Origin of the sequence: Natrinema halophilum, from assembly GCF_013402815.2 — an archaeon.
Taxonomy (GTDB): domain Archaea; phylum Halobacteriota; class Halobacteria; order Halobacteriales; family Natrialbaceae; genus Natrinema; species Natrinema halophilum.
Genome location: NZ_CP084880.1, coordinates 64959 through 86728 on the forward strand (window position 1 = coordinate 64959; position 21770 = coordinate 86728).

Consider the following 21770-nt stretch of genomic DNA (forward strand, 5'->3'; position numbering starts at 1 on the left):
AAATGCTTAGAGAAGAGATTACTGCAGGGTCTTCCGCATGGAACCAGCCGATCTGAACACTGTCAAAACAGCGGTTCGTTCATTCAAATGCCGACTCATCGTGGCCACGTCAAAGCTTGTTAATCTGGGCAGCTATTCGGGTTGCTGTGAGGTTTAGCGCACCTCGAGCCCCACCGCCGTCATCACGGAGTGAGATCGGCGGAAGACTCGACGGCCGCTCCCGTTCTGCGCGCGTCTGGGGGAGTTGGAGTCGTCCGATACCAGGGACCGACACACCGGGCGGTTTCGAGTCGTCGTCGGTCTCACCGTCAAGCGTCCCCACCGCGGAATCGAGCGGAATGGCACCAAGTAACGGGACGCTGAACTCTTCACACAACCTGCTGGCCCCGCCAGAATCGAATATTTCGTGGGCGGAACCGCAATCAGGACACTCGAAGCTCGTCATATTTTCGACGATGCCCAGCACGGGAACGTCATACTCGGCGAAGCCACGGAGACCACGGCGCGCATCGTCGAGAGCCACTAGCTGCGGTGTCGTAACGATGACTGCGCCCGTAACCGGCAAATGCTGGATAAGCGACAGTTGGGCGTCGCCGGTCCCCGGGGGCATATCGACGATCAGGTAGTCCAGTGCGCCCCAGGCTACGTCGCCGAACAGTTGCTTGATGAACTCGTCGACGAGCGGTCCACGCCAGATGACTGGATCGTCTTCTCCGGTGATGAATCCGATACTCATGACCTTCACGCCGTGAGCTTCACGTGGGACCATCTCGTCAGCCTGCGTTGCCCCTGGCTTCCGTTCTCCGAGGCCAAGCATAGCAGGCGCATTCGGGCCGTACACGTCCGCATCCAGAAGTCCAACGGAGGCACCGGCCTCTGAGAGTGCAGTTGCGATATTTACCGCGATGGTACTTTTACCGACTCCACCTTTGCCGCTGCTGACTGCCACGACGTTCTTGACGTCGGGAATGAACTCGACCCGAGTACCGGGATCGGAAACGACCGGCTCGAACCGGCATTCGACCGTCGAGACGCTATCGATGGCCTGTACGGCACGTCGCACGTCGCGTTCGACGACTGCTCGGAGGCTATCCGACGGAACTGGGAGGGTCACCGTCACTATTACTGCGTCGTCGATGATTGTCACATCAAACGCCTCGAGCGCGGTGACGTCCGGGAACCGGACATCCTCTCCAATCGAGGCCGCTGCGAGCGCGCTCGATACCGCCTCGGCGGTATCGGACTGGTCTTCCTGCATGGAATCAGTCATCGTCGCCGGCGGCCGAGGAGGAACCGGCATAGTCCGAACCGCGGTCGACATCCCACTTATCGGGCCGTCCCACGGGACCGTCCACGTACCACGCGTCGTCTTGGCCGTCTTCGGTCGGGGGCGCGACCGGCCGCTTCAGCCATTTCGGACGACGCAACTTATTCGGGCCGGGTGCAGGCTTCGTATCCTCCTTCCATTCCCGATAAATCTCCATCGACTTGTCTGTGTCCACGTAGACGTCGCCGTAGTAATCGTCCTCTTTCGCGGGAATAACGGTGACGTGCTGGTGCCAGCAGTGCATCCCCGAGATGGGGTCCGGATGCGGCGCGTGCGTGAGGTTCTGGGCCACGCCGCCGTCGTTCCACCAGACGCGTTCGCTGTCCGGATCGGTGCTCTCGAAGGGTTTGATCCCCTCTGTCTGGCGCATCCCCCACTGATTCTGCTCGTTGTCGAGATCGACTGTGACCTTTCCGTAGGGGTCACCACCCTCCTTGGAGTCGGTATCAACGTCTTCCCGGTCGATTTTCCACTGCCCCATGTGGTGGGACATCGCGATGATTCCGGGTTTGATACTCTCGGTCACCCAGGCTTCGTTCACGAAGTAACCGATGTCAGTCTCGACACGGACGAGGTCGCCAGTCTCTACGCCGAGTCGGGCCGCGTCTTTCGTGTGAATCCAGACCGGATTGTTGTGGGATATCTCCTCTAGGTACTTGGAGTTCGAAGAGCGCGAGTGAATCTGAGTCGGCAGCCGGAAAGTCGGCACGAAAACCATCTCATCTTCGTGGTAGTCGATTTCTTCCGGATGGACGTGGGATTTGATGTAGTGAGGAAGTGTGTACTTGTCGTCGTCCCAGCCCCATTCTTCCATCGTTTTCGAGTAGAACTGCTGTTTCCCGGTCGGAGTGGGGAACCCTCGCTTTGGCTCGCCGTCGACCATCACACCGAGCACATCCGAGCCATCTACTTCGGAGTAGTACTCCGGTTCCTCCCCGCGTCGAATCGTCCCGTAGTCGTCGACCCAGACGTCATCCTCTTCCAGAACGCTCTCGTCGAGGGGTTCCTCGTGGATCTCGTAGTCGTTCGTCGATGCCTCGAATGCCCCGTGGTGTTTCATGTACTCCAGCGGGGTCATATCCTTCTCCTCGGCTAATTCGACGAGTTTGTCCTCGTTCTCAAAGATGTACCGGTAGTACTCGTCGATGGTCATTTTGACCGGCTCATCCCCGTCTCCGTCGCGGTACGGTGACTCGAAGTATTCGCGAATGCCGAGTTCGCCGTCCTCGTCGACCTTCCAGGAGAGGTCGAGCCAGAACTCGTCTTCCTCCCACACTTCACCCGGGTTAGCCTCGTACGTCCGATCTATGTTCTCACCTTCGCGTTCGGCGTACTCGCGGTGGACGGGCTGTCGATAGGTGACCCAGGTGCCGGCGTGGGTCTCCTGACTCTGTATGTCGTGGCGTTCAGGACTGTGGCCCATCGGTAGAACGTAGTCGGCGAAGTAAGCCGTCTCATTCCAGGTGGGCGTGAGCGCGACGTGCATGCCGACCTTGTCCTCGTCGGTGAGTGCTTCGATCCACGAGAATCCGTCGGGGTACGTGTAGACGGGGTTGAATACCCGCGTGAAGTATACCGAGAGCTTCCCTCGCCCTTCTTTGAGGAAGTACGGGAGGAGCTGGCTCATCTCGTAATGACCGAACGGCCATTCCTCCGGGAGTTGCATTTCATCCCATAGCTTCTGGCGCGGCGGTTCGTTCGGAAGCTCCGGATCGAACTTGTGCCAGGCGTTAGGGGAGGTACCCCCCTCTGTGCCGACGCTTCCGGTGAGTACCGATAGGAAGTGAAGCGTCCGTGAAACCTGCCAGCCGCCCTTATTGCCCGAGGCAGCCGACCGCCAGATGTGACTGGCGAACTGGTTACCGGCTTTTCCGATCTTGCGGCCGATCTTCCGGATCTTCTCGGCGTCGACGCCGCTTTCAGCTTCGGCGTATTCGGGCGTGAAGTCGGCGTATATCTCCTGTAGAACTTCGATGTACGTCTCGAAGGTGACTTCGCGGTCTGGATGTTTCTCTTCGAGGAACTGCTGCCAGTTGACCCACGACTCCATGAATTCACGGTCGTACATCCCTTCGTCGATGATAACGTTGGCCATCGCCAGCAGCACCGCCGCCTCGCTGCCGGGCTGGGACGGCAGCCAGTAGTTCGCCATGGCTGCGGTGTTCGACAATCGTGGGTCGAGGACGGCGAGTTCGCCGCCTTCCATGACCCCCTCCATGATGCGCTGTGCGTGCGGATTGAAGTAGTGGCCCGACTCCAGGTGGGCCGATAGCAGCAGGATGAAGTCGGCGTTGGCGAAGTCGGCGCTCGGCCGGTCGTACTTGTGCCAGAGGCCATAGCCCGCCCGTGCACCAGCGCTACAGATGTTTGTGTGAGAGTTGTGTCCGTCAAGCCCCCACGCGTCGATCACGCGGTCCATGTACTCCTCGTGGCCGGGACGTCCGACGTGGTACGTGATCTCGTTTTCTCGTTCGTCCAGGATGGTCTCGCGCATCTCCGAGGCGATGTCGTCGAGGGCTTCTTCCCAGGAGATGCGTTTCCACTGGCCCGACCCGCGCGGCCCGTCCCGCTTGAGTGGATACTTGATCCGCTCCGGGTCGTTTAACTGGTTGATCGTTGCAGGCCCCTTGGCACAATTACGCCCGCGAGAGCCGGGGTGTTCGGGGTTCCCCTCGATTTTCCGGATATCGCCAGTTTCCTTGTCAATGTAGGTCAGGAGGCCGCAACCGGCTTCACAGTTGAAACAGGCCGTCGGGACGACCGAATAGTCGCGTGGTTCGCCTGACGATTCGTACTCCGTCCAGTCGTTCCACTTTTCCGGATCAGGGTAGGAACTCAGGCCGTCGATTCCAGCCGGCGTCACTCTGTCGCTCTGTCCTTGTCGTTGCTTCGGCGTGTCAGTCGATCGGTTCGATATCAGGCCGAGTTTCTCGGCGAACTTTTCTATCCGACTTGGATCAAAATCTTGTCCCATGGTATTATGCGAGTGAAATGGTCTGCGGTGCAGTTATCCAGCAGTACTCGAAGGCGAATAACCCGGCGAGCGCCAGGAGCCCAGCGGAAACGATGGCAGCGACACTCCCGCTGGCGGCGAGTATCACAAGCGGGGCGGCGATTCCGACGGCCATGCCGCCGATCCAGAATGCCCGTGCAAATTCGCCGCGGGTGATCCGTGCGGCCGCCTCCTCTGCGTCTTCGGTCTGGTGAGGCGTGAAGATCTCCGAGGTCACGAGGGCCAGGTGGAGGATCAGGCCAGCCCCGAGGAGGAGCCGTGATGGATCGACGAGTCCGTCGTAGCCTGCAATCCCGAGCATGGCGGTCGTCGCGCTGCCCGCGATGATCGCCTGGGTGAACATGTGCAGCGGCATCGCGGGGCTCTGCCAGAGGTCGCGTCCCTTCGACTGGCTGAAGAGGAACGCAGTGTAGATGGCCGTCGAAGCGGCGAGTACTGCACCAACGGCCAGGATTGCTGGATTCGTCACAAGCGACTCGAGGCCCAGGAACCAGCCGAGGAGCACCAGGGCGAGATAGCCGCCAAATGCGGTGATGATGTACGCGCCCTTCACGAGCCATGATGTCCAGTTCGGTCGCAAGAGGACCCAGTGGAACCGTTTCGGCTGTTCAAGATCCAGGATGAGTAAAACACCGGTGAGCCCGAGGAAGACGGTACTCATGACGGCGCTCACGCCAACAAGCGTGGCGTTTGGATCGATAAATCCGGCGATCATCAGCAGGGCTGGAATCATGAAGACACCAGCGGAGATCGATTTCGTCCAGGTGTAGGAGTATACCTCCCAACCCCAGGATTTGTAATGGTTTTCGCCGATATCGTAGACGCGCGTTACCTCCTCGTGGATGAGTTCATAGGCCCGTTCGGTCCGGGATTTCTCAGGCCCTTCGGTGGTACGTGTCCCATTAGCGGTACTGCTCGAAGGGACACCGCCGTCCGAAGCAACTTGCGAGTCGCGTTCGCTTTGACAGCCGCAGTTCCCGCCGCAAGCACAACCACCGTCGGATCTGGCCGCGGACTCAACCGCGGCCCTGGCTTCGTCCTCATCCCCTGAGAATCGGATATCGGACTCTGCCAGCGACTCGGCGGCACGCTGGAGGTCGAAGTCCTCGCGTTCACCCCCTTCTACCTCGGTGTTGTGTGGTGCGTCACTCCACATATAGTGGTCTTCACGGCCAGATGTGCCGGGCGTGGTGCTCCCCTCGTCACCGTCGACGTAGAAGAGCTTTGGCTCGGTCCCTTTCTCCGGTTTTCGCGCCTGAACTTCCTGTCGGGACATGGTTGCTGTGATCTCAGTATCATTGTCCTCCATGTCTCCTGAAATGATCGCATCTTCCGGGCAGACGGTGACGCAGGCCGGTTCACGACCTGCATCCACGCGATGCGAGCAGTAATTACACTTCGCGGCAGTCGATGTCTCCGGGTCGATGTAGAGCGCGTCGTAGGGACAGCCCTGCATACACGCGACACAGCCGATACAGCGATCCGGATCGAAGTCAACGATGCCGTCTTCGCGCTCCCAGAGTGCTGTTACCGGGCAGACATCGGTACACGGTGAATCGTCGCAGTGATTACATCGCATCACCGAAAAGTTACGGTTCGTATTCGGGAATTCTCCCTTCTCGATCTGTTTCACCCAGGTCTTGTTGACACCGATGGGATCGTCGTGTTCAGCCTTGCACGCTACTGTGCAGGCGTGGCACCCGATGCATTTGCGGTTATCAATAATGAATCCGTAGTTGGTAATAGTGACCACCGGTACGTGTTGGTATGAACGTGTATCGAACACCACTTAAATCTTGAGAAAAATACTTGTGTTGGGAATATTTAATATTTAACAAAAACTAAGTAAATAAATACTAAATGTTATTATCAATCTATCTCGATAGAATACTCCAAGGCGGTCGCGCCGTCATTCGGCAATTCCTACGAACGAGCGAGATACCGTCTTATCATGGGATTTGAGATGCGGCGTGGTATCGAACATATACACTCGCTGCCAAGTCATCGGATCAGTATCGGCTGCCGAAAACTGATGGGCGATCATTCATCGACGCTATCGATCAGTGTCGTGATATCGTCGAGATATCGCATGGTCTTCCAGACCGCGATAAGCCCGTTCATAAGGGCATGTTGACTCATCTCCCCAGGGTAGATGCGATGCTCCAGGAAGATTCGGTGCATGTCCCCAAACCGGACGTTGTTGTCGTGTTCGTCGTGGAATCCGTAGATGACCGGGACTGCGGTGAGCGTCTCGCGGATTCTCGCGATCAACTTGTTTCGCTGGGTATCAGACAGTTGGTTGATACTTGCCTGGATCGATTCACCGTACTCGATCTGTTGGCCGATGAGCACCGGACCGTTCGGCTCTCGTCGGATCACGTGGATCAGCAAGTTCGATATTTTGACCGTGAAGTTGAATTCTGCAGCGTCGTCCGAAATCTGGTCGACGTTCTCCACGAGATCGTCGTCGATCCAGTTTCGAATCGACTCGGCGTCGGTATGTTCAGTCACGGGTTGGTCGTAATCCCGAAGAGCGATAAATCATGTCGTTTCTGTCCCCGGAAACGCGTTCCATCGAACCGACATGAATCCGGGGCTGGTGTTTTCACTGATCGAGCAGACTGGCAGCAATCACCGAACGCTGAATTTCGCTCGTTCCCCCTGCGATAGTTGCGCTCTTGCCTTCGCGCCAGTACCGTTCCATGTCGTTCTCTGACAGGAACCCCTGACCGCCGAGTATCTGCATTCCTTCCTGGGTTACTTCCTGTAGGACTTCGCCAGCCTTGAGTTTGGCCTGGGCAGCCAGGCGGCGGGATCGGTCGCCCTCGTCGAGCTTCGACGCCGCACGATAGACGAGTAGACGGGCTGCTTCTACCTCGGTCTGCAGATCAGCGAGGCGGTGCTTGATCGTCTGGAACTCGGCTATCGGTTGTCCGAATCGTTCATGCTCGGTGGCGTGGCTAAGGGCCGTCTGAACGGCAGTCCGAGCGTTCCCGACCATAACTGCGGCCATGTGCGTGTGTTCGGTGACGAGGTGTTCGTTCATCATTTGCCACCCGTCGCCGCTATCACCCACCAGGTTCGTCGCCGGAACGACGACGTCATCGAACTGCAGCCGCGACGTCCCGGCTGCTTTCCGGGTAACAAACGGCAGTTCCTCGACCGTCACCCCCTCGAGTTCGGTTGGTACCAAGAGGGTGGAGATACCTTCGTACTTGCTCCCGCCGGGATCGGTCCGAACGTACAGATTAACCACAGTATCCTGGGATACGACAGCTGATTGGTAGGTCTTTTCGCCGTTGACGATGTACGTCCCATCATCGCGCTCGGCTCGGGTCTGCAGGCTCGCAGCGTCACTTCCGCCATCTGGCTCCGTGACGCCCACCGTGAATCTCCGTTTGCCGTCCAGCAGTGGGGGCACCATCCGTTCGATCTGCTCGTCAGTGCCGTTCCTGACGATGTTTTCTGCGACGGAACCCGACAGTAGCACCGGAATCCCGAAGTCGTAGCCGTACGTGCCGAGTTCCTCAAGGAGAACAACGTGTTTCACGTGTCCAGCTCCCTCTCCACCGTACGCTTCGGGTATCAAGAGGCCCAGCCAGCCACGATCGACGACTGCGTCGTATAATTCGTGGGGATATTCCCGGTTCTGGTATTTCTTCCGGAAATACTCGACGCCGAATTCCTCATCCACGAACTCCCTTACGGTTCTGCGCCACGCCTGTACGTCCGAGCTTTCGCTAATTCGCATGTACCCTCGTTTCGCCCAGTTCAGTAAATCACTGTCGGTGATACTGTGTGTCAAGGCCACAGACTGTTCGATCCGAACTCGCTGGACCGAGAGCGACCGTCTACCGGGAGACACTCACCGCAGCCCCCTCGACAGTTTGATCGCGTCGCTGGTACGGAGTAGATCTCTGTTTACTTGGCTCGCACTACACTCCCAGCACCTCCTTCATGTGCTTCCCAATCGACGGTCGTCCCAGTTCAGCGAAACCGACAACTCAGGCTGACTGTCAACCTCTGCCACGTTTCGCACCGTGAGCTATGGGCCAGCCGTTACCACCGCCGGCGTGTTTTCGAGGCCACCTTCGATTCTTCGTCAGCGAGTGATGACTCCCATTCGTCTCGTGTTTTCGGCCGAAAGACATCAGCCAACTCCGTAACCTGTTTTTCGCATATCGCCGCATCGTCTGCCTTGTGGTACCCTCTCACCCCTGGCGACCGATGGCAATACACCGGTCGCCAGAACTTGCCGTCGAGTGCAACGAGCGTCACGTCCCATCCGCCGGCCGTCCTGTACATCTACGGTTCGGACGACCTGTAAAGAAGCGGGGGAGGTGGCAGACACGCATTTTCTCGAGGCTCATGGCTCGGTACTTCCGGAACTGTGCAGAAACTTCGTCCTGGCTGGGCGTCGATCGCCGTCAAAGCGGTTACGTCACACAGGTCAGATCGGGTTGATCCCGTGTTTCTTCGGCGGCCAAGTGCCATGCTCGACATCCTGTCCGAGTTCGAGTGCGTGCAGGATCCACTTGCGGGTCTCACGGGGGTCGATCACTTCGTCGATACCCATCCCTTCAGCAGCGCGGAGTGCGCCGGACCGTTCGGTGAATTTCTCGATCAATGCTTCGCGTTCAGCCTCAGGGTCGTCTGCTTGCTCAACTTGGTGATGGTACGCGATGTCGACGGCCCCTTCGATTCCCATCGCCGAGATTTCTGCCGTCGGCCAGACGACCGTGAGGTCGGTATCCGTCCAGTCGCCGAGGGCCATGACGTACTGTCCCAGACCGTAAGCTCGTCTGATGCCCACGCTTATTTTCGGGACTGTCGCCCGGTTCAATTCGAATACGACTTTCCCTCCGTACTTTGCCAGGCCTTCTTTCTCGGACTCGGGGCCGGGTAACGTCCCCGGAATATCACACAGAAAGACGAGCGGGATGTGGAAGGCGTCGCACAAGCTCACGAAGTGGGAAGCCTTGACTGCTGCGTCAACGTCGATAGTTCCCGCCATTACCTGCGGATTGTTCGCGAGGATCCCGACGGGACGACCACCCATTCGAGCCAGTGTCGTAATGATGTTCTTGGCGTACGTGGATTTGAGTTCGAAAGTGGAGCCTTTGTCGACGAGGCCCTCGATAACGGTGTACATGTCATACGCTTTGTTCGGATCTGTCGGCACGATGTCCAGGAGCTGTTCTCTCACCGAGCGCGATGGATCGGTATATGAATCCTCTGTCGGCGGAGATGTACTGGCGTTTTTCGGGAAATACGACAGAAAGAGCTTGATCGTATCGAGCGTAGCCCTTTCATCTTCACATGCAACGTCGGCGATGCCGCTTTCGTCGACGTGAATCTGTGGCCCGCCCAGTTCTTGCTTCGATATGTCGCGTCCCAACGCAGCTTCGACGAGCGTGGGCCCTGCGATGCCCATCGTCGACTGATCTTCGACCATCGGAATGAAATCACACATAACGGCTGCGTTCGTGGGACCGCCGAAGCCCTGCCCCATCATCGCACCGACGAGCGGCACCCAGCCCGAGAGCCGAGACAGGTGCTTTAGTGTGTCCTGATCTCCCTGAGTGAACGCTCGTGCATCCAGCCCTTCCTGGATACGACGTCCGCTTCCCTCCTGGAGCATCACCACTGGGATCCCGCGACGAAGCGCAAGTTCGAGCGTTCGGGATGTCTTTTTGTCCGCAGTCCGACCGAGCGATCCGCCCTTAACAGTATAGTCGGGGGCAACGATCGCAACTGATCTTCCGAGGACTTTCCCGACGCCAGTCACCATACCGTCGGCCGGTGCATCCTCCCTCGTCCAGTCATACACTTCGGGTGTCGTCGGGCTCGGAGCTGCGAGCTTGCCGATCTCGAAGAAGGTATTGTCGTCGCACAGGTATTTGATCCGTTCACGAGCAGTGAGAGCTCCGCGCGAATGCTGGGAATCAACCGACTCAGGCCGTCCCTCGTCGGAAACATTTCGTTTTTCTTCTAGAACGTCGTCGAGGAGTTCCCGGGGACTTCGGTCATGTCTGTCTGGCATGATATGAACTCATTAGCAGGGAGGTGACTTTAACTTCACCGGCCTGCATGCGTTTCGCCAGTTATAGCATCGAGAGTGGATTACCGCAGGTGCGACGTTGGTTGCTCCGAAATCGATGTCGCAACACCAGCAAAAGCCACCAACGTTGGTTCGGGACGCGGCCGTTACTCCGTCGCGATCTCTTCGAGTGTGATGTACTTCTGGATGACTTCTTCGTTGGCCTCGAGTTCCTCCATGGTCCCCTCCCAAGCGACATGGCCCTCGTTGATAATATAGCACCGTTCGGCGATGTCGAAGGCGAACTCGATGTTCTGCTCGGTAAACAACGTCGTGATGCCGCTTTCTCCGACCAGTGTCCTGACCATCTCACGCAGGTCGTCGACGATCACGGGTGCGAGTCCTTCACTCGGTTCGTCCATCAACAGGAGGTCCGGATCAGTAGCGAGGGCTCGAGCGATGGCAAGCATCTGCTGTTCACCGCCACTGAGTTTGTCGGCTCTGTTGTCTTTCCGCTCTGATAATCTGGGGAAGTAATCGTAGATTCGTTCCAGCGGCCAATCGGTATCCGGATCGCTGATGATAGTGATATTGCTCTCGACGCTCAGGTCCTGGAACACGTCACGATCCTCGGGAACGAACCCGATACCCATCTGTGCCATTTCGTGCGGTTGCAGGCCAGTTATTTCCTTGCCATTGAAGTGGATTTCACCGGTCCGGGGCGGTGTGAGCCCCATCACGCTTTTGAGTGTCGTCGTCTTCCCGGCCCCGTTCCGTCCGAGGATGGCAACGATCTCGCCTTCGTTGACGGACAGCGAGAGGTCCTGTAACACGTGGCTTTCGCCGTAGTAGGTGTTTATGTTATCGATGTCAAGATTGGTCATACTTCACCTCCGAGGTACGCGGTCTGTACCGTGGAATCTTCCTGGATCGCTTTGGGGGTGCCGTCCGCGATAATGCTTCCGTTGTTCAGTACCAGAATTCGGTCTGCAATGGTGAAGACGACGTTCATGTCATGTTCCGTGATCATGAACGTCGTGTCTGTCTCATCGTCGATTTGGTCAATGAGATCCACCATTTCTTGAGTCCCTTTCGGGTTCATGCCGGCGGTCGGCTCGTCTAGCAGCAACAACTGCGGGTCGGTTCCCAGTGCGATACCGAGTTCGACGCGCCGACGCTCGCCGTACGCGAGCGTATCACATTCCTTGTCGGCAACATCGTGAAGATTGACTAGGTCCAGTAACCGGTCCGTTTCCTCTTTCAGTTCGGGATTTGATTCGGTACTTTGATAGAATTTGAACCGATCTGATGTGCGAGCAATAACCGGCGCCTGGAGGTTCTCTCTCACCGTGAGCTCCGTGAAGATATTCGTGATCTGGAACGAACGACCGAGCCCCTTGCGTGTCCGGAGGGCTGGTGGCATGGATGTCAGATCCTCGTCACGGAACAGGATGGACCCGCTCGTCGGGGTGAGTCTCCCCGTAATCATGTTATAGAGCGTCGTCTTTCCTGCTCCGTTGGGCCCGATTAGGGCCGTTATTTCTCCATCGTTCACATCGATCGTAACCTTATCCACGGCTATGAAATCGCCGAATTTCTTGCCTACATCCTGTAATTCGAGTAGTTCAGTCATCTTTCACCTCTGGTTCTGATTTCGGATCGCGATTCTGCTTGCTCGTAATCTTGTTCTGGATTTCGTTGATAGACCAGCTCTGGTCCTGGTCAACCAGGGTCCCCAAGATGCCTTTCGGAGCGAATAGAACTAACGGGATGAGGATAAGACCTAGCGCGATATGCCAGTGTTCCGTCATCTGTGTCAAGAATATTTCCAATCCGATGAGGACCAGGGCACCAAGAGTTGGTCCGGCAAACACGGATGATCCACCGATAAGCGTTGCAAACACCGGGTCTGCGCTCACAGACCAGTGCATCATATCGGGAGAGACGAGGAACGTCCGAACGACTCCCAGCGCTCCGGCGAGACCGGCGAAGAATCCGGATATGACGAACGAACTCCATTGGAAGTACTTCACACGGACGCCGATGTATTCGGCACGTTCGGGGCTTTCCCGAATTGCTTTCAACAGGTCCCCGTACGGGGAGTTAACGATCCTCCATATAGCTATCATCGCAAGGGTGATGACTACTAATGAGAAGTAGTAATAGTTCCACCCTTGAAGTGGGCTGAACGAAAAGAGGCCAAGATTAATCTCCGTCACCGCAACGGATAGTCCGTTGACGCCGCCGCTGATGTCAGTGTACGTTCGGGCGAACAGATAGAGCATCATATTGAACGCCAGCGTGAGCATCGCAAAGTAGAACTCGTCGCGTTGAACACAGAGTGCACCGAAAATGGCGGCGCCGACTGTTGCAACGAGCGTGCCGAGTATCACAGCCACTATGAACGAGTGGAAGAACCCGGGGATGCCACTGAACATGTCGTTGAAGATGATAGCGATAGTGTAGGCACTCAGGCCGTAGTAGGCCGTGTGACCGAACGATAAGAGACCTGTGTATCCCCAGAGGATGTTGAAACTAGTCGCGAAGAGGGCCAGTACCAGTACGTCGACCACCAGACCGACATAGTACGGCCCGAGCAATCCGGTCAGGGGCAGTACTAACATGAAGGCAATGAGCAGGACGTACCAGATCTGCCTCAGAGAGATGCTCCGGTCACGAGTATCGAGTGAAGGCATGCTCATGCTTTAGCCTCCCCGATTATACCTTCTGGCCGAGCAAGTAACACGACCACAAGGAGGATGAACGGGATGAATTGTTGGAGCGCCGGTGCGAAGATGAATGCGAGAGCTCCACCCACGCCGAGCAGCAATGCCCCGATGAACGCACCGGACATCGATCCGACACCGCCGATGATGACGACGATAAAGGCTTCGATAACGAAATTCTCTCCCATCGTTGGATGGATAGACACGTACGGTGCGGCGAGTGCTCCACCGATTCCTGCGAGCGCGCTACCGGCGATGAAGACGGCCGTATAAACCAGGGGAACGTTGATTCCGACGGCATCAGCGATATCCTGGTTTTCCGCCGCAGCGATGGTGGTTTTTCCGAACTTCGTCCGCCGGAATATGTACCACATAATGATGCCCAAGACGGACCCGGCAACTATCAAAAAGAGGTTGTACCGAGGGATAGCCCCTCCGAGGATCGACATGTGAGAGTCGAGCCCCGGCGGAGTATTGACTGATTTGAATTGTGTCCCCCAATAAATGCGGGCGCCGTTATCGATCAACAGTAACACCCCGAACGTTAACAGCAACTGATAGATGTGGTCTATGTCGTATATCGGACGGATGAGAAACCGTTCGATGAGGCCTCCGAGGAGGCCGACGATGATGCCCGACAGCAACACGGCGATCCAGAATTGCCCTGGAATGGCCGGGAGGATGGCGTTCTCGCCGGCCAAGAAGAATGTGACGTACGCACCGACCATGAAGAACGACCCATGGGCGAAGTTGATGACGTTTAGCACGCCAAAGATGATCGTGAGCCCTCCGGCTATCAGGAACAACAACAATCCGTCTGACAATCCGTTAAGGACTGCCAATATAACTGTGCTAAGATTTACCATGTTTTTCTATTTCGGTGACTTATTGTTTTGCGCGCAGATGACGCCTCTGCGTGCCGGTCATCTGTTGATCGCACATGTAACAAGCATTCCCACGGGTTTATGCGGGTAAGCATAGCCGTGTTCTTCTAAAGGATAATATATAACAGTTTTGAATAATTGCTTAGAATACATCATGGAAATTAACAGGAGAGCTTGATGATTAACGATATCATATTCATTGACGCCAATAGTAAAGAATGTAAGCAACATTTCCCGGTCAGTACATTGTTGCCACCGGAGGGTGGGTGGTTCACAGTTGGCGTTCCCATCGGCAGAAGTTCCCATGAGAAGGTGAGAATTTACCGTCGAAGAGTGTACCGATTGTAATTGACACCCTCCGCGGGGTACAGGCCGTGGCACCCGAGTGGATGGAATCGAGGATTTCCGACCACCGTGTTCGACGGCGGACGTTTCGGGTTCGCAGACGGATGCTGCCCCTTAACGTGAGCACCGCCTCAAACCCATTCATCGTATCATTGGCCGGCGAGGGGTGGCTAACTGCTGTCTCCTCTTGCAGAGAGGCAACGTTGAACGTAGATTTTCCCTCTGACAGGACATTACTCCGGTAACGAGCTGACAGCAGAGCAATCATCGTAAGCGACTGTGAAATGACGACAGTGAAGTCGAGCAAATGCCGTATCCTTGACGGCTGCATATTCAGCGATCCGGCTGAGGGATATGAGATGATTTCCGGTGGCTGTAACGAATTCCGATCAGAAAATCCAGCGGAGTGATTGGTACCGACGAGTATGCGCTCGACTGTGCCATGCGAGATAGCGAGCAGTCAGAGAGAAGGGGTTCGTCACCGATTTCTAGGGAAATAGAGCATAATCGACGGCGATGTTGCGCGCATCGACGCACCGAAAATTTATGAGATCACGTCGCCTGGAGCGCGACACAGGATGACCCCCTGCCCCGGGAGTCAGCACCGTTGACGTTCGTCCCGGGGTTTGCAGGGGTACAGGCAGCCACCACTGCTGTGGAACTCGCTGACAATCTCACGTTGGCGGTTTCGAGATATCCAATCCGATGGTGAAATCCGAGCAGTAATACGCAATAGAATCGCTCACCAGCACCATGATCAGTCCGACGCGGAAAACGAGTCCTCACATCCGTATTTCGGCGACGAACGGTGCTATGAGCTGAATGGTAACGAATATCAGTCCACTAAGGAACACTCTGAGGACGGCGGAACGGCGACAGATTCGCCCTCAACAGGCATCATCTCAGCAAGACCGTAGAAGTCGAACTCGTCGACCGGCCCCATTCGCCCCTGAATCGTGTACTCCTGGATGCCCTGGTGATCTTCCTCGCGCAGGCGGATCTTGCCCTCGGGGGCCTCGTACTCGAATCCCTCGAGAGCATCGACGATATCGTCGGTATTCTTGCTACCCGCTTTGTCGGCGCCTTCTTTGACGATGTCCACGAACTGGTACCCCTCGCTCGAAATCCCGACCGGCGTGCGGTCGTATTCCTCCTGAAAGCTCGACACGAAGTTGTTGTTCACTTCCGTGTCAGGGAATGTGGGGTAGTACGTCGCGGTCAACAGGCACTCCGGCATGTCTGCGCCCAGGGCTGCCGGGACGTCAGGGAATGACCCGGTTCCGACGGCACAGAAATTCGGTCCGTCGTCCGATTGGAGCGATTCCATCTCGAACAGATCGACGTTGTTGCCTTGCTGGAGGAACGTGACCAGGTCGCCCGAGAACAGGGCGGAGTAGAGGACGTCAGGTTCGGCATCCATGATTGCCTGAATCTCGTTCTGATAGTTCCCTTTACCTAGCTGGGTGAACGTCTCGTAAGCCACCTCGACGTCGTGATTTTCGTCCATGTACGACGTGAACTCTTCCCACGATTCGTGTCCGAACGTGTAATCCGGGTTGATGCCAGCGATCGTGTCTATCTCATCCCCGTACTCGTTGATTAAAATGTCAGCCGTCGACCGGGCGTTATCGGTGAGGTTGGCTTGCGCGCGGAAGGTCGTCCGCTGGCAGTCGCCCATCTGGAGGTTCATCGACTGTGTGTTACAAACCAGCAGGGTGTTCCTGGATGCACAGAATTCCGACACTGCGATTGCGCTGTTGCTCGTCTCCATTCCGGTGATCGCGTCGACGTTGTCCTCTTCGATTAGCTTGCGTGCCCGGGTGACGGCTGTGTCGGGATTCCCCTCGGAATCCTCGTGAATGACCTCGACGTTGTACCCCTCGTCTTCCTCGTTAATCTGTTTCGCTGCGAGATTAGCCCCCCGCTTCAGCGGTGGCCCCATCGACGAGAAGACGCCCGAATGGACGCCGATGACGCCGATTTTCAAGGTTTCATCGTCGCTGCCACTATTCCCGAGACAGCCAGAGAGGCCCATTGCCGTGCCAGCACTGAGCACACCAGTGGATTTTAGTAAACTTCGCCGGTCGATATTGCCTGGTTCCATAGCAGTAGTCGACAATCAACTCAAACTATTTATTATTTTCGTTTATTGGTTCTGTTCGGACACGATACGCGCACAGATTCTAATCTGGACGGCACGTGACTGTGAACGTCCCTTCGAAAATATACGGAGCTCGCTTACCGATGTTTGTGATTAGAGTCCAGATCAGTACGATTCTATAGTTCTGCTCCTATAGTTCTGCTAGACGACTACCGCGGGCGATACCACGGTGGTGTTCAGATAATGTACACAATCTTAACAGAACGCTGCCACTGGTATTTGTGAATGAGAGCCAACTCAATATGGGTAAACGGAAGGTCAGTTATCGATGCAAATGCCGAGTGAGACCTGTGTCACTCCCTCCACATTCGATCGAAATCGCTCGGAAGAATCGCTTTGAAATGGTCTGTAACTCACGTTTGTGTCCGAATACGATCCGGCTCATCGATGTAGAATCTATCCGAAACGGGATCAGCTACTGGACGACGCATTGCTCTCGAGTCGGTGATCAGCGCTAGCTGTCTTCGCCGAGCGCGTAGCGCAGGCAGACGACAACAGATCCAAGTATGCGGATTGTACAAAAAAACTGTTATGTGAGTAGCAAGCGAATGGCAGGTTATCGTATCAGTGCAATTAATACGAGCGGTAAATATAAGGAACATTGGAGACAACGTATATAATCTCCTTTAGATAATGGATATGGAATTAACACCAATACTACATAAGGTTCGGTCTCTCCCGACAGATATTCGTGACGACAGACGCAGACAAACCCTGCTGGTGGTGGCGGCAGGGTGGTTCCTGTCCCTCGGTATCCGTCTCGTGTTTCCCGTGTTCATTCCACAGGTGGTGGCCGAGTTCGAGATCGGTTACGATACTGCCGGGGTACTACTCAGTTTACTCTGGGTTGGCTATGCGCTGTTGCAGTTCCCGGGAGGAATCGTCGCTGATCGGATCGGTGAGCGAAACGTGTTAGTTATCAGTAACTCCATTACGATCCTCGGCCTCAGTGGAATTGCCTTCGCCCCTTCGTTTCTCATGATGGCTCTGGCGACCTGTTTGGTCGGCATCGGCCTCGGCTTCTACGGCACCACTGGAATCACAGTCCTCTCAAACACGTTTCCTGAGCGCAGCGACGTCGCCATCAGCATTTCCCAAGCAACAGGGTCGGTGGGAACAGCAACGTTACCAGTGATTTCGGGATTTGTCGCGTTCTACCTCGGTTGGCGGGTCGGGTTCGCCTACTTGATACCGCTGTTCATAGTGACGGCTGTCGGACTCTGGATGGTCGTCCCGAAATCATCGTCATCAGTCGTGGAAAACGCCGATCATTCGGTCATCGATCAGATACTGGCCATCAAAAAAACACTCTTTAACTGGGATATTTTGCTGATCACGACTAGTTTCTTCTGCATGCTATTCGTCTACCAAGGAGCGACTGGCTTTCTCCCGACTTACCTCGTCGAGGTCAAAGGGATTCAACAGGACACGTCGACTCTCCTTTTTGGATTGTTTTTCACGACCGGCATGCTGGCCCAGGTATCGAGCGGCGTTTTATCGGAACGATTTGGTCGACTCGTTATGCTAATCAGTTTTGCAGCCGTCAGTGTGCCCGCCTACCTGCTTCTTCCGCTCATCGATGACACGATGGCTATCGTACCGATTATCATCCTCGCTAGTGCTATTTTGGGGTTCGGACCGCTCGCACAGGCACACCTGGTTGATGGGTTACAAGACGAATTCCAGGGGAGCATCTTCGGGTTTGTCAGAACGCTCGCCTTCGGATGCAGTACGGTGAGTCCAGTGATCATCGGCTGGCTGGCGCAGTCTGGTCGGTTCGCCCTGGCTTTCAGGCTTCTCGGGACAATCGCATGTCTTGCAAGCGCTTTGGTCGTCCTCTTGCTGATTAAAACTCGAGCAGGAGCGACACGAGAATATATCCTTGACTGAGTTTCACTACGACCGATTTCGAGCGACCCTCTCCGGATTTCTGTTAGCGAATGTATAGATTTTCGTTGGTAACATTTATTGTCCAGTCGCTGGTACGAACAACCTGAACCAGATTCCGGTTTAGATATCCGTCTCATGACTCACGAGATTCAAAACGATTCCGGCAAACAGACGATGCCGTACGCAGAGTTAGCCCAGCAGGACCTGGCGATGCTCAAACAATTAGCACTTGATGGGGCACTGGACGACGAAATTTTGCTTCAGACCGCTCAGGTGTCCGACGAACTCGACGTATCCACTCAGACTGTCTCGCGTCGGTTACAGAATTTGGAACGAGAGGGACTGATAACCCGCCAGATGGATAACGACGGCCAGCGGGTCTCCCTCGAACCGGAGGGAGAGCACGTCCTGAAACTCAATTACAATGCGTACCGCCGCATTTTCAATCCTTCCGATAGCATCCAGCTGAAGGGGCACGTCACTACCGGAATGCAGGAAGGGCACCACTACATTTCCCTTCCCGGGTACGTTGAGCAGTTCCAAAACCGTCTCGGCTACACACCGTTTCCTGGCACCCTCAACATCGAACTCGACTCCGAAAGCATTTTGATTAAACCAGGGCTGAATTACCTCCGTTCAATCCGGATCGATTGCTGGGAAGACGAAGACCGTACGTACGGGGCGGTAGAATGTTACGAGGCCGAGTTGGAATCAGCCGGTGGAAGAACGTACGATTCGGCTCACGTCATCGTCCCCGAACGGACGCTCCACGACGAGCAGCAACTGGAAGTTATCGCACCCATCAAACTCAGAGACGAGATGGATCTGGAAAACGGCGACGAACTCACGGTCTCCGTACAGGAATGAGGCGAGTTGTACCGAATTTGGTTCTCGAAGCACCGTCTAGACGTACGAAAGCCAGACCGGTCAGCCCCCTCGATTTTCCCTGATTTCGTTTCATCACTCACCAAAGTGAGGCGGTCCCGATGTCGTCGATCCAATCCCGACCGACTGCACAGAGCATAACCGAGACGATTCCGACGCTTTCGATGAGACTCGTATACGAAAACTGGACAAACACCGCCAGTCACCATCGATCGACCCGATCGGAACTGAACGCACTGGTGATCGAGACTCCTATTCAGACAGTAAAACATAAATACCTAGGTACGGATTCGAATATATGTCAGTAAATGGCGATCGACTCAGACGAGTTGTCGGGAATTTTTCAACAGGCGTTAACGTGGTCACACTTGCACGTGATCCACCACACGGTTTGACTGCGAACGCCTTCACCAGTGTCTCGCTCGATCCACCGCTCGTTCTCGTCAGCGTCGATCACGAGACGAAAACGTACGAACTCCTCGAAAGCGGCGAAGTCGATGGGTTCTGCGTCAATATACTCAGTGCCGATCAGCAGTTCCTCGGCGAGTACTTCGCCGGGATGGCCGATGACGAAGAATCACCATTCGAATCGGAGGCGACGACGACAGGCCCGACCGGTGCAGTCATATTCGAGGAAAGTCTCGCCTATATCGACTGCGAGGTGTACGACGCAGTCGAGCAAGGTGATCACACACTCTACATCGGCGAAGTTCAGGGTGCGGACGTGTTGTCGGAGGATGCAGAGGCGCTGACGTTTTTCCGGGGCGAGTGGGGATCGCTGGCGTAGGCACCGTCGCTCGAAGCGGTTTGACAGCGAATACGGATAATCGACGCTCTATTTTCGGCGGGTTCAAGACCGCACCCAATAACTCTCCACGTTCCCGTCCCCAATCAATCCGGGTGAAAACCAGTTACGTCCCCTAGTTCGGACAGCCGATCCGATGTCGTTACTCGGACGTCAGGTCACACGTGATCTCGGGTGCGACCTCCTCGCCGGGAACCGTCCAGATGTCCTTGTATCCGTAATGATCGAGTTCAGGAGTGCCCTCGGGCCAGGGTTCGCCCACGTCTCCGAACCGGCCGACGAGTATCTCGTCCTCGACCCCTTCGTGATCTTCGGGCCGGATGTTCATCTCACCGCCTGGCCACTCGTAGGAGAGCCCTTCGAGACCGCTGATGATGTCGTCCGTGCTCTTGCCGCCTGCTTGCTCCACCGCCTTCTTCGCTGCGTATATCCAGCCGTATACGAGTGCAGCACCACCGACGGGGATATTATCGTACTTCTCGTAGTAGTTCCTGGCGAACTCCTTGTTCAGGTCGGTTTGCGGATATTCCTGGTAGTAGTATTCCACGCCGATGTACTTGGGGAGACCGTCTCCGAGCGCCTGTGCGACGTCCATGTTCGCACCGGTAGGAGCGGTAAACAGCGGATCATCCCCTTCGACTTCGAGCGACTCGAAAAAGCCCACTTCCTTCCCCTGCCTCATGAACGTAATCAGGTCACCTGCCCACAGTCCGCTCACGACGAGATCGGGATCAGCGTTCATCGTCGATTGAATCTCGTTTTGGTAGTTCCCCTTGCCGAACTGCGGGAATGTTTCGGAGACGACCTCGGCACCGATTTCGTCTTGGTAGTACTGTTTCGACATCTCCCACACTTCGTGGCCGAACGTATAATCCGGGTTCACGCCGGCGATGGTGTCGATGTCGTCGCCGTACCGTTCGATGACGGCCTTGGCACAGGCGTGTGCTTCGTCCTGAATGTTTAAACTCGGCCGGAACACTTGCTTGCGACACTGATCGCGGATCGGACGCATCGTCGCCGAGACTCCAATCAGCGGTGTATCGACCGTTGCGGCGAATTCGGAGAGGGCCAGCAAGACGGAACTGCTCGCGCCCTGGAGCAGGAGATCCACGTTATCCTGCTCGACGAATTCGCGTGCGCGCTTAACGGACGTGTCGGGGGTACCCTCGTCGTCACTGGCTTTGAAGTCGATATTCAGACTGTCGTCGTCTGAATTTATCTCTTCGACTGCCATTTCGATTGCCCGCACTTCCCGTTTCCCGAGAGAGGCAAAGGGGCCCGAAAGTGGCGTACAAAGCCCTATTTTGAAGTCCTCACTATTACTGCCGCCTCCACCCAAGCAGCCAGCAAGGCCGATAGTCCCAGCGGTTGCGCCTGCTTTGACGAATGAACGCCTGTCAACATAATCCATATAATAGTTTGCATGGCAGTGGCTTTACTTATATCTATGGGCTGAAAAACGGGCCTCCAGTACTGCGAAAATGTATAAGTGATAATGAATTATAGCAATTCATTTGACTGTTTTCAGACACTGTCATCACCGGCATTCGAAACCAACGGAGCGAAACGAGTATCCAGTTCGTACGAAACCCTGCCATCCCAGCGATTGATTCGGGTCGAGATACCAGTGTACGAGAGCGGATTCATCCGGGAAACGTCGGCGATAAACAGTTAGTACAGTCCACTGTCGATTC

The 21770-nt window shown here is 55.8% G+C and carries 16 protein-coding genes; 3 read left to right on the top strand and 13 right to left on the bottom strand.

Annotated features, from left to right (window positions below; all coding sequences use genetic code 11):
* Window positions 1–109: 109 nt before the first annotated feature.
* From HYG82_RS42180 to HYG82_RS42235, 12 genes are all read right to left on the bottom strand, one after another.
* A complete protein-coding gene (locus HYG82_RS42180; RefSeq protein WP_235218116.1) occupies window positions 110–1270 on the bottom strand; it encodes an Mrp/NBP35 family ATP-binding protein in 1161 nt (386 codons plus the stop codon).
* Window positions 1263–4301, bottom strand: coding sequence for a molybdopterin-dependent oxidoreductase (locus tag HYG82_RS42185; protein ID WP_235218117.1), 3039 nt, complete (start codon window positions 4299–4301; stop codon window positions 1263–1265). Before HYG82_RS42185 ends, HYG82_RS42180 begins: the two co-directional genes overlap by 8 nt.
* A gap of 4 nt (window positions 4302–4305) precedes the next feature.
* Window positions 4306–6129, bottom strand: a complete 1824-nt coding sequence (gene nrfD, locus HYG82_RS42190) for an NrfD/PsrC family molybdoenzyme membrane anchor subunit (protein ID WP_343233126.1) — start codon at window positions 6127–6129, stop codon at window positions 4306–4308.
* A 251-nt stretch (window positions 6130–6380) separates the two neighbouring features.
* Window positions 6381–6851, bottom strand: a complete 471-nt coding sequence (locus HYG82_RS42195; RefSeq protein WP_235218119.1) for a DUF2299 family protein — start codon at window positions 6849–6851, stop codon at window positions 6381–6383.
* A 94-nt stretch (window positions 6852–6945) separates the two neighbouring features.
* Entirely contained in the window at window positions 6946–8091 is a 1146-nt protein-coding gene (locus HYG82_RS42200; RefSeq protein WP_235218120.1) for an acyl-CoA dehydrogenase family protein, read from the bottom strand.
* 308 nt (window positions 8092–8399) lie between these two features.
* Window positions 8400–8645 (bottom strand): hypothetical protein, encoded by a 246-nt coding sequence (locus tag HYG82_RS42205; protein WP_235218121.1) that lies wholly within the window; start codon window positions 8643–8645, stop codon window positions 8400–8402.
* Between the two features lie 145 nt (window positions 8646–8790).
* Window positions 8791–10383, bottom strand: coding sequence for an acyl-CoA carboxylase subunit beta (locus HYG82_RS42210; RefSeq protein ID WP_235218122.1), 1593 nt, complete (start codon window positions 10381–10383; stop codon window positions 8791–8793).
* A 164-nt stretch (window positions 10384–10547) separates the two neighbouring features.
* Window positions 10548–11264, bottom strand: coding sequence for an ABC transporter ATP-binding protein (locus tag HYG82_RS42215; RefSeq protein ID WP_235218123.1), 717 nt, complete (start codon window positions 11262–11264; stop codon window positions 10548–10550).
* Window positions 11261–12013 carry an ABC transporter ATP-binding protein gene (locus HYG82_RS42220; protein WP_235218124.1) on the bottom strand — a complete coding sequence of 251 codons (753 nt, stop codon included), beginning with the start codon at window positions 12011–12013 and terminating at the stop codon, window positions 11261–11263. The genes HYG82_RS42215 and HYG82_RS42220 overlap by 4 nt, the downstream gene beginning before the upstream one ends.
* A complete protein-coding gene (locus HYG82_RS42225) occupies window positions 12006–13082 on the bottom strand; it encodes a branched-chain amino acid ABC transporter permease (RefSeq protein ID WP_235218125.1) in 1077 nt (358 codons plus the stop codon). The genes HYG82_RS42220 and HYG82_RS42225 overlap by 8 nt, the downstream gene beginning before the upstream one ends.
* Window positions 13079–13948, bottom strand: a complete 870-nt coding sequence (locus HYG82_RS42230) for a branched-chain amino acid ABC transporter permease (RefSeq protein WP_235218126.1) — start codon at window positions 13946–13948, stop codon at window positions 13079–13081. The genes HYG82_RS42225 and HYG82_RS42230 overlap by 4 nt, the downstream gene beginning before the upstream one ends.
* A gap of 1222 nt (window positions 13949–15170) precedes the next feature.
* The gene (locus HYG82_RS42235) at window positions 15171–16370 is read right to left on the bottom strand and encodes an ABC transporter substrate-binding protein (protein WP_235218127.1); all 1200 of its coding nucleotides are present in this window, start codon (window positions 16368–16370) and stop codon (window positions 15171–15173) included.
* A gap of 759 nt (window positions 16371–17129) precedes the next feature.
* Between HYG82_RS42235 and HYG82_RS42240 the strand changes: the two genes are divergently transcribed.
* The 3 genes from HYG82_RS42240 to HYG82_RS42250 all read left to right on the top strand — a co-directional run bounded on the left by HYG82_RS42240 (window position 17130) and on the right by HYG82_RS42250 (window position 20058).
* Window positions 17130–18386, top strand: a complete 1257-nt coding sequence (locus tag HYG82_RS42240; protein WP_235218128.1) for an MFS transporter — start codon at window positions 17130–17132, stop codon at window positions 18384–18386.
* Window positions 18387–18521: 135 nt separating this feature from the next.
* Window positions 18522–19253, top strand: a complete 732-nt coding sequence (locus tag HYG82_RS42245) for a DUF120 domain-containing protein (protein ID WP_425495437.1) — start codon at window positions 18522–18524, stop codon at window positions 19251–19253.
* 316 nt (window positions 19254–19569) lie between these two features.
* Window positions 19570–20058 (top strand): flavin reductase family protein, encoded by a 489-nt coding sequence (locus tag HYG82_RS42250; protein WP_284145050.1) that lies wholly within the window; start codon window positions 19570–19572, stop codon window positions 20056–20058.
* 160 nt (window positions 20059–20218) lie between these two features.
* Here the strand turns inward: HYG82_RS42250 and HYG82_RS42255 are convergent, their stop codons facing one another.
* Window positions 20219–21487, bottom strand: coding sequence for an ABC transporter substrate-binding protein (locus HYG82_RS42255; RefSeq protein ID WP_284145051.1), 1269 nt, complete (start codon window positions 21485–21487; stop codon window positions 20219–20221).
* Window positions 21488–21770 lie beyond the last annotated feature (283 nt).